At 28.8% G+C, this 9604-nt stretch carries 6 protein-coding genes; all 6 read left to right on the top strand.

Annotation, left to right across the window (positions count from 1 at the left end; translation table 11 throughout):
- Positions 1-390 precede the first annotated feature (390 nt).
- The 6 genes from L3B98_RS28645 to L3B98_RS28620 all read left to right on the top strand — a co-directional run bounded on the left by L3B98_RS28645 (position 391) and on the right by L3B98_RS28620 (position 9400).
- Positions 391-2124, top strand: coding sequence for an ABC transporter ATP-binding protein (locus L3B98_RS28645; protein ID WP_238919197.1), 1734 nt, complete (start codon positions 391-393; stop codon positions 2122-2124).
- A complete protein-coding gene (locus L3B98_RS28640) occupies positions 2125-3864 on the top strand; it encodes an ABC transporter ATP-binding protein (RefSeq protein WP_238919196.1) in 1740 nt (579 codons plus the stop codon).
- Between the two features lie 57 nt (positions 3865-3921).
- On the top strand, positions 3922-4863 hold the full coding sequence (locus L3B98_RS28635) for a polysaccharide deacetylase family protein (RefSeq protein WP_238919195.1): 942 nt from the start codon (positions 3922-3924) through the stop codon (positions 4861-4863).
- Positions 4864-5045: 182 nt separating this feature from the next.
- Entirely contained in the window at positions 5046-5486 is a 441-nt protein-coding gene (locus L3B98_RS28630) for a MarR family winged helix-turn-helix transcriptional regulator (RefSeq protein WP_015393989.1), read from the top strand.
- Between the two features lie 46 nt (positions 5487-5532).
- On the top strand, positions 5533-6999 hold the full coding sequence (locus L3B98_RS28625; RefSeq protein ID WP_238919194.1) for an MFS transporter: 1467 nt from the start codon (positions 5533-5535) through the stop codon (positions 6997-6999).
- Positions 7000-7327: 328 nt separating this feature from the next.
- Positions 7328-9400: a histidine kinase N-terminal 7TM domain-containing protein gene (locus L3B98_RS28620; protein WP_343073714.1), complete on the top strand. Its 2073-nt coding sequence runs from the start codon at positions 7328-7330 to the stop codon at positions 9398-9400.
- Positions 9401-9604: the final 204 nt, after the last annotated feature.

Genomic DNA, 9604 nt, shown 5'->3' with positions numbered 1-9604 from the left:
GTTCGCTGAGTAAGCGATTCACACCAAATCAGTTTTTTAAAGGAGGTTAACTCATGAATGAGTTAACTAAGTTAAAGAAACCAAATCATAGATTTGGACTTTCACTTATCTGCTTAACAACCATCATCAGCTCAATTTCACATGCCTGCTTCCAGAAAAATGTATCTTATTTCTAGTGTAGTGTTACGATTATAATTTCTCAATAATACATTTATAAGTTGAATTATTAATTTGGATATCTATATCTTGAATGATTCTTTTTGCGATATATATATAAATTGTATGATACACATATATATTATGTATTTTTTATATGGATATCTTTTTGATATAATGATAAAGGAAAGTTGAAAAATATTCAAGAATATATTAAAGAATGGAGGAAAACCCTTGAATAATTTATTGAAATTCGTAAAACCTTATAAAAAGCAAGTTATTTTAGGACCAATATTTAAACTGCTTGAGGCGGTTTTTGAAATATCTATACCTACAATAATGATTCTTATAACTGATAAAGGTATAGGAACAAAAAATATTAACTACATATTTGAGATAGGATTAATAATGCTTTTGATGGCAATCTTAGGAGTACTGTCTTCTTTTACATGTCAATATTTCTCTTCCTTTGCATCACAAGGCTTTGGAACAATTCTTAGAAATGAGATGTTTAAAAAGATAGGAACTTTTTCCTACAATGAAATTGATGCTTTTGGAACACCATCACTTATTAATCGTGTTACAAATGATGTTAATCAACTTCAACTTGGACTAGCTATGGTTATAAGACTTGCTATAAGAGTTCCTTTTCTTTGTATTGGTGGAATAGTAATGGCAATGTATCTTGATATTAAATTATCATTAATAATGTATTTATCAATACCATTCTTTGCTTTTGCAATATATCTTATTATGAATAAGTCTCTTCCACTATATAAAGTAGTTCAAAAGAAACTAGATAAGCTAGCTCTTATATTAAGAGAAAATTTATCTGGAGTAAGGGTTATAAGAGCTTTCTCTAGAGTTGAAGGTGAAAAAGTTAGATTTAAAGAATCAAATGAAGAGCTTGCAAGTACTGCAATTAAAGTAGGGAAAATATCTGCCCTTATGAATCCAGTTACAAGTATAATAATGAATTTTGCACTTATGGCTGTAATTTGGTTTGGAGGAATAAGGGTAAACATAGGTGGAATGACAACAGGAAAAGTTATAGCTTATATAAATTACATAAACATGGTTTTATCTGCACTTATAGTATTGGCAAATCTTATAGTTACCTTTACTAAAGCAGCAGCTAGTGCAGCACGTGTAAATGAAATATTTAATACTGATTCAAGTATTAAATATCAAGGAAGCAGTGAATTTAATAAAGTTACTGATGAAGCTATTCCAGTACTTAAATTTGACAATGTATCTTTTGCCTATAAAGGATCTAAAGAAGATGCTATAAGTAATATTTCTTTTGAAATAAAAAGAGGTCAAACGGTTGGAATAATAGGTGGTACAGGATCTGGAAAAACTACTTTAGTTAATTTGATTCCAAGGTTATATGATACAACTAAAGGTAGTATTTTAATTAATGGAGTTAACGTAAGAGATTACTACAAAAAAGAACTAGATGAAAATGTAGGCCTAGTTCCACAAAAAGCAATTTTATTTTCAGGAACAGTAGCAGAAAATATAAGATGGGGAAATGAAACAGCAGATATGAGTGAAGTTAAAAAAGCTGCTGAAATTGGGATGGCTGCAGATTTTGTGGAGAAAATGCCTGAGAAGTATGAAACACACATTTCCCAAGGAGGAGTTAATTTTTCTGGTGGACAAAAACAAAGAGTTACTATAGCAAGAGCTTTAGTAAAGAAGCCTGAAATATTAATAATGGATGACAGTTTAAGTGCATTAGATTATGCAACTGATGCGGCACTTAGAAAAGCACTTAGAGAAAATACAGAAGACATGACTGTAATTATGGTTACTCAAAGAATCAGTACAATAAAAGATGCTGATTTAATAATAGTTCTAGACGATGGAAATTTAGCAGGTGTTGGAACTCATGAAGAATTGCTTAAAGAGTCAGACGTATATAAAGAGATATGTAGTTCTCAAATTACAAAGGAGGCTATGTAAATGAAGAAAAGTACATTTTCTAGATTGATTGGTTATGTTTCAAAATATAAAGGATACATGTTTGCATCATTGATATTTGCTTTAATAAGTAATGTACTTATTACATTTATGCCATTGATAGTTGGAAAAGCTATTGATCATATAGTAACTAAAGGTGAAGTAGATTTTGATGGATTAATAAGAACAATTATAACCCTTGGTGTGATTTATGTTATAAGTGCACTATTTACATGGTTATTTACTATAGTTGCTAACATTGTAGCGTATAACACAGTAAAGGATCTTAGAAATGAGGCATTAGGTAAGATAAGTATTCTTCCATTAAAGTATTTTGATAAAAATCCACATGGGGATATTATAAGTAGGCTAACAAATGACATGGATAATGTTTCAGATGGTTTATTTCAAGGAATTACGCAATTTTATCCAGGTATTATAACAATAATAAGTTCACTTGTTTTAATGTTAAGCTTAAGTTTTAAATTAACTATAGTCATAGTATTAATGACACCATTATGTTTTCTTATAGCTTCTTTTATTACTAAGAGATCAAACAAAATGTTTAAAGAACAGCAAAAAACTTTGGGAGAATTAAATGGCTATATAGAAGAAATAGTAGGAAATCAAAAGGTAGTAAGACTATTTGGCTATGAAGAAAGAGCAGAAGAAAATTTTTCTGGAATCAATGCAAGACTTTATAAGTGTGGTCAACTTGCGCAATTTTATTCATCCCTTACAAATCCAGCAACAAGATTTGTAAATAATATCACATATATTTTAGTTGGTCTTGTTGGGGGAATACTTTCAGTCTTAAGTGGATTAAGTGTTGGTGTTATTTCAAGTTTTTTAACTTATTCAACTCAATTTTCACAACCTATAAACAATATTACAAGTGTAGCTACTCAGCTTCAAGCAGCTATTGCATCTTGTGAAAGAATATTTTCTATTATAGATGAAGTGCCTGAAAAAGCAGATTCTGATAATGCTGAAAAAATAGAAAGTTGCGAAGGAAATGTAAAATTTGAAAATGTGTCATTTTCTTATGATAAAAAAGTATCACTTATAGAGGATTTTAGTGTAGATATAAAAAAAGGAAGTACAATAGCAATCGTAGGACCAACTGGAGCGGGTAAAACCACAATGGTAAACTTGCTTATGAGATTTTATGATTTGGACAAAGGTAGAATTACTGTAGATGGTAAGAGTGTTAATGACTTAACAAGAAATAATCTTAGAAGTCAGTTTGGTATGGTGCTTCAAGATACTTGGCTATTTGAAGGGACTATAAGAGATAATATAGCCTATGGTAAACCAAATGCGTCTTTAGAAGAAGTTGAAAATGCAGCTAAAGCAGCCTTTATACATAGTTTTATAAAAAGACTTCCAGATGGTTATGATACTATGATAACAGAATCTGGAGGAAATCTTTCAGAAGGTCAAAAGCAGCTTTTAACTATAGCTAGAGTAATGCTCATAGACCCGCCAATGCTTATATTAGATGAAGCAACAAGTAATGTCGATACAAGAACTGAACTAAAAATACAAAATGCTTTCCTTTCTATGATGAAGGGACGTACAAGTTTTGTTATAGCTCATAGACTTTCAACTATTCGAGATGCAGATGTAATACTTGTTATGAAAAATGGTAGAATTGAAGAAAGAGGAAATCATGATGAGCTTGTAAACAAAGGTGGAATTTATACAGATCTATATAATAGTCAATTTAAGCATCAAATGTAATAGGAAATACAACCAAAGTTTTCTTTTAGTAAATTGAAATAAATACGAGGTAGAATAATGAGATTAAACCATAGTAACAATAAAGATAAAAGGAAAGATGCAAAGAAAATGAAAAGAGTTATATTATTTCTTTCAGTTATATTAGTTCTGATTTTAGTGAGTGCATTTGCAGCTCATAAATTCTCTTTAAATGTGAAAACAGTCCAAGCTATTGATTCGGAACAAAATAAAGATTCTAAAGAAAATACTCAAGATAAAGAGGAAACTAATAGCTCTGTAGATAAAGAAAGTGATACTAATGTTGAAAATGCTGCATACTTAGAAAAGTATATAGAGCAACAAGTTAAAGGGCAAAAGCCCACTGGAGCTGATGGCAAAAAGGTTGCATATTTAACCTTTGATGACGGCCCATCAGAAACAGTTACGCCTCAAATATTAGACATACTTAAATCTGAAAATGTAAATGCAACATTTTTTCTTATAGGAAAATATGTAGATAAAAATGATGTAAGTAAAAACTTAGTGAAGAGAGAAATAGCAGAAGGAAATTCAATTGGAATACATTCTTATTCACATGATTATAATTATTTGTTTCCAAATGGAAAAATAAACTTAGAAAATTGTATGTCTGATTTTGAAAAGACAGATAAAACATTAAAAAATGTTTTAGGTCAGGATTTTTCAACTAGAGCTATTCGTTTTCCAGGTGGACAAATAACTTGGGCTAAAAAAGATCCTCAAGGAGCAGATGCTGTTGATAAAGCATTACACGATAAAGATTGGCATCAAATAGATTGGAATGCATTATCCGGTGATGCAGAAGCTGGACACAAAAATGCAGCTGCATTAACAGAGGAAGCTATAAAAACTATAGGAAATAGAGAAAAAGCTGTAATTTTAATGCATGATACATATGGAAAAGAAGAAACGGCAAAAGCTTTGCCAGGTATAATTGAATATTTAAAGAAACAAGGATATGAATTTAAAATTATTAAGTAATAGATTTGAGGTTATCTAGATTTTATAGATAGCCTCTTTCTATTTTACAGACAATTATTTAACTTAAGAAAACTGGGTAATTTAAGAAATAAAGAAGTTTTAAAGTTATCAAGAAAAGGTTGACTAGTCAACCTTAAATGAATATAATATAGTTGATTAGTCAACTAATAGGAGGAGAAAAGGTGGAAAAAGAATCTATTCATTTTATAGCGCTAAATAGTAAGATTTTTAGAAATACACAAATCTTTTTAGATAAAGTCTTGAAAAATTACAATTTAAGTAGTGGATCACTTCCATATATATTTAATTTAGAAAAAAATGAGGGGATTACTCAAAATAAATTAAGTAAAGAAATAGGAAATGATAAGGCAATGTCAGCTAGAACCATTACAAAACTTATTGAGTTAGAATTTGTATATAAGAAACAAGATGAAAAAGATGGAAGAGCATATAACTTATATTTGACAGAAAAAGCTAAGGAGCTTATACCAAAAATTCGCAAAGATATTAGAGCAGTAGTTGATATAGTAACAGAAGATTTAACAGAAGAAGAGAAGTTTACAACTACAGAATCCTTAAAGAAGATTTTAGATAGAACACAGAAGTTAAGGGAAGAAGTGTAGCGCATTTTATATGAAGTTTACTACTATTTTAAGTGGAGGAATAATAATGAATATAAATATAAATGAAAAAAAATTTGCAGAAAATGAATTAATAGAAGGAAAAAGTACAAGTAGATGGACAATATTGTTTATAGTTTTAATGTCAACCTTTATGTCAACTTTAGATGGGAGTATTGTAAATGTTGCATTGCCTAAAATGGCAACTGCTTTAAATGTCACAACTGCAAGTATTCAATTGGTGGTAACAAGTTATTTAATAATCATTGCTGGTACGGTATTAATTTTTGGAAAACTAGGTGATATGTTTGGAAAATCAAAAATGTTTAAATTTGGAGTTGGATTATTTACTTTAGGGTCTTTATTTTGTGGAATAACAAATTCCTTTCCTATTTTGATTATAGCAAGAGTTGTACAAGCTATAGGAGCTGCTGGTACTATGGCTAATAATCAAGGAATTATTACTGAAACTTTTCCTCAAAATGAAAGAGGTAAAGCCTTAGGGTTTTTAGGGACTTCTGTAGCTTTAGGTTCTTTAGTTGGACCAGGGATTGGAGGTTTTATAGTTGGAGCATTTAGTTGGGAATTTATATTTTTAATAAATGTACCAATTGGAATAATAGCATTGTTTTTTGCTCGAAAATTATTACCAAAAGATAAGAAAAGAATTCAAGGAAAGCTTGATGGAGTTGGGGCAGCATTATTTATGCTTACAGTAGTTCCACTTTTCTTATCATTAGAAGAGGGTTTATCCCTTGGTTTCACAAATTCAATAATTTTATTAGGTTTTACTGTTGCAATTATTTCATTTATCCTATTTATTATTGTAGAAAAGAAAAAAGAAAATCCATTGCTACAATTAGAAATTTTCAGTAATAAATTATTCTCCTTAAGTATATTTTGTGCATTCATAACTTTTATAGCAATATTTTGTAATAACATTATTTTGCCTTTTTATCTTCAAGATGTAATGAATTATTCGCCACAGAATGCTGGTTTAATACTTATGGTTAATCCTTTAATTTTAATTGTAGCATCACCTGCAAGTGGAGCTTTATCAGATAAAATTGGGTCAGAAGTTTTAACATTCATAGGATTAATGCTTGTTAGTTTGGGATTATTCCTAATGTCTACTTTTAATGTGGATTCATCCTTTCTAACTATGATAATATTTATTGCAGTTATGTCAATGGGGATGGGATTATTCCAACCACCTAATAATTCTTTAATAATGTCAACAGTGCCAAAAGACAAGCTTGGTATTGCGGGTAGTATAAATGCACTTGTGAGAAATATAGGAATGGTATGCGGGATAGCTTTGGCTACAACACTTTTATATAGTATGATGAGCTATGTAATTGGATATCGCGTTACAGATTATGTACCAGGGAGAAATGATGCCTTTGTATATGGAATGCGCGCAGTATATATAGCAGCAGGAGTAATAAGTTTAATTGGAGCTTTTTTGACACTGTTAAGATTGATTAATAGAAAGAAATCTAGAGAGACTAAATAAATATTTAAAAAGAATTCTATTAAAAGTTTGTAAGATATCATAAAAATTAAGAAGTATTTTGGATTATTATTATTTTGGCGTGATTTGTTAGAATTTTGTTAGAATACTTTGATAAAATTATATTAAGGAATGTATAATATTATATTTCTTTTGGGAAAATGGAATAGGGCTTGATAGTATTTATGAAAATGAGTATCTTAAAATGATTTTTAATTATCTTAAGATACTCATTTTGCTTTAGTTATGTTTTGGAAGGAATTTTTTTAAGTGGATGCTTATACACTTATTGTTTCATATTTACAATCATGTGTTATAATAGCTACATGAGGTGAGATTGTTGAACTTGAACTTCTTTTTATGTTTATTGTTATTAATATCGGCATGTGTGCTGATTTATATAGGAAACTATGCATGGAAGAGAGATAAAAGATATGTAACTTTATCTTTGGTACCTATCATTATATATTCATTTGGATATGGAATTGAAATCCTTTGTACAAGCTTAGAATGGGTAATGTTTTTTGTTAAAATTGAATACCTTGGTATAGCGTTTTTGCCTGCAGTTTGGTTATTGTTTGTGCTTCAATTTCTAGGATATAAGGATAAAATTAATAAATATATTTTAAGATTATTATATGTTATACCAATTATAATATTAATAATGGTTTATACAAATGATTTTCATCATCTATTTTACAAAGAAGTATATATGAATAATGATGGCCTTTTTCCTATTGTGGAGCTGGTAAAAGGGCCTTGGTATTGGGTGAATATTGTTTATACATATATGTCAATGTCAATTGGTTTGGTAATTTTTATAGTAACTTATTTTAAAGTTGTTTCAATTATAAGAAAGCAGATACTTTTTTTAATATTAGCTTGGATAATCCCTTGGATTTCTGATATCTTTTATTTATTACATCTGTTGCAATTTAATATAGATTTATGTCCACTTGCATTTTCAGTTTCAGGTATGATTTCAAGTTTTGCTATATTCAAATTTAAATTATTAAAGTTAACACCAATAGCGTTAGAGAAAGTATTTTATAATATGTCAGATGGAGTTATAATATTAGATTATGAAGATAACATAATTAATTTCAATAATTCATCCAAAGAAATTATTTTAGAATTAAGGGATATAGAACCTGGAGATAAAAAGGTTTATGAAATATTAATGAATTATAGAGAAATATTGAATGTATTAAATAATGGATCTAGCGAAGATTGTTTAGTACGTATAGAAAATGATGAAGCCTTAAAGTATTATAAGCTTAACATTAATAATATATATGGAAATGCTAATGAAATAATTGGACGAATTTTAATTTTAAATGATGTTACTGAAATTGAACTTCAGAGAAAAGAATTATCTGATAATCTCGATTTAATAAATAAATTATCAAAGTTAAAGGAAACTATGTTGAACATAGGATATTCAATTAATGAAACTTCTAATATTAATGATTTACTTCAATTAATCTTAAATGGAGTTATAAATTGTATTGATGAAAAAAGTTGTGGATCTATTTTACTTTTAGATGAAAATAATAACTTAAGAATAGCTGTTTCAAAAGGGTATAATTTAGAAGAAGCTGAAGGATTTTCAGTTAAGCTTGAAGATCATTTCGGTCATTTTAGTGGAGGAGAGGATATAGACAAAACAGTTATTATTAATGATATACACAAAATAGAAGGTAGGGAGATACTGGATACTGAGGATGGAGCAATGATAAAATCTGCTATAAGTGCTCCAATCATCATAGAGGGTGAACTTTATGGTTTTTTAAATATAGATAGCACATGCAGAAACTTCTTTAAGGAAACAGAATTAGAATTAATGGAATATATGCGAGCTCAGGTATCTATAGCAATAGCTAAGCATAAACTTTACGAACAGACTATATATTTATCTAGATATGATAAGTTAACTAATGTATATAATAGAAGTTATTTTGACCAATTAATTCGCAATTTAATTGAGAATGAAGAAAACAAAGAATGTGTGCTAGTGGTATTTGATTTAAATGAATTAAAATTTACAAATGATAATTATGGACATCATGTTGGTGATGAATTAATCAGAACTTTTTCAAGGGAATTAATAAAATTACTTGGAGATTTTGATATATTAGGGAGATTTGGTGGAGATGAATTTGTAGGAGTATTCACTAATGAAACAATTCAAACATTAACTGAAAAATTAGAGTGGTTATGTGAAGAATTCAGAAATACTCCAATAATATATGAAGAAAATAAAATTGTTTGTAGTTATAGCTATGGTATGGTTAATTTCCCACAGCAAGGAAAGGGATTTAAAGAATTGTTAAAAATTGCTGATAAGAGAATGTATGAATACAAAAGAACCATTAAAAGTTTTAATCATATAAAATTAAATTAAAAATTAAGAAATATACTATAGATACACAATGCAAGAATTATACTTATGCAAAACTTACCGAAATCAGACACATTTATCTTCCACAGGACTAGTGAAATTTTCGCTGGATGGGTTCTAAGTGTAAGGTTGCGCCCATTTCTGCATGTTCCTAAAGTAAATTTATGACAAGCAGAAAGTGGAACAACCTTCCACTAATAACCATCA

It is taken from the genome of Clostridium sp. YIM B02555 (assembly GCF_022320955.1).
In the GTDB taxonomy this organism is placed as follows: Bacteria; Bacillota; Clostridia; order Clostridiales; family Clostridiaceae; genus Clostridium; species Clostridium saccharoperbutylacetonicum.
The sequence above is the reverse complement of the archived record's forward strand: the minus strand, read 5'-3'. Positions and strand labels throughout refer to the sequence as shown.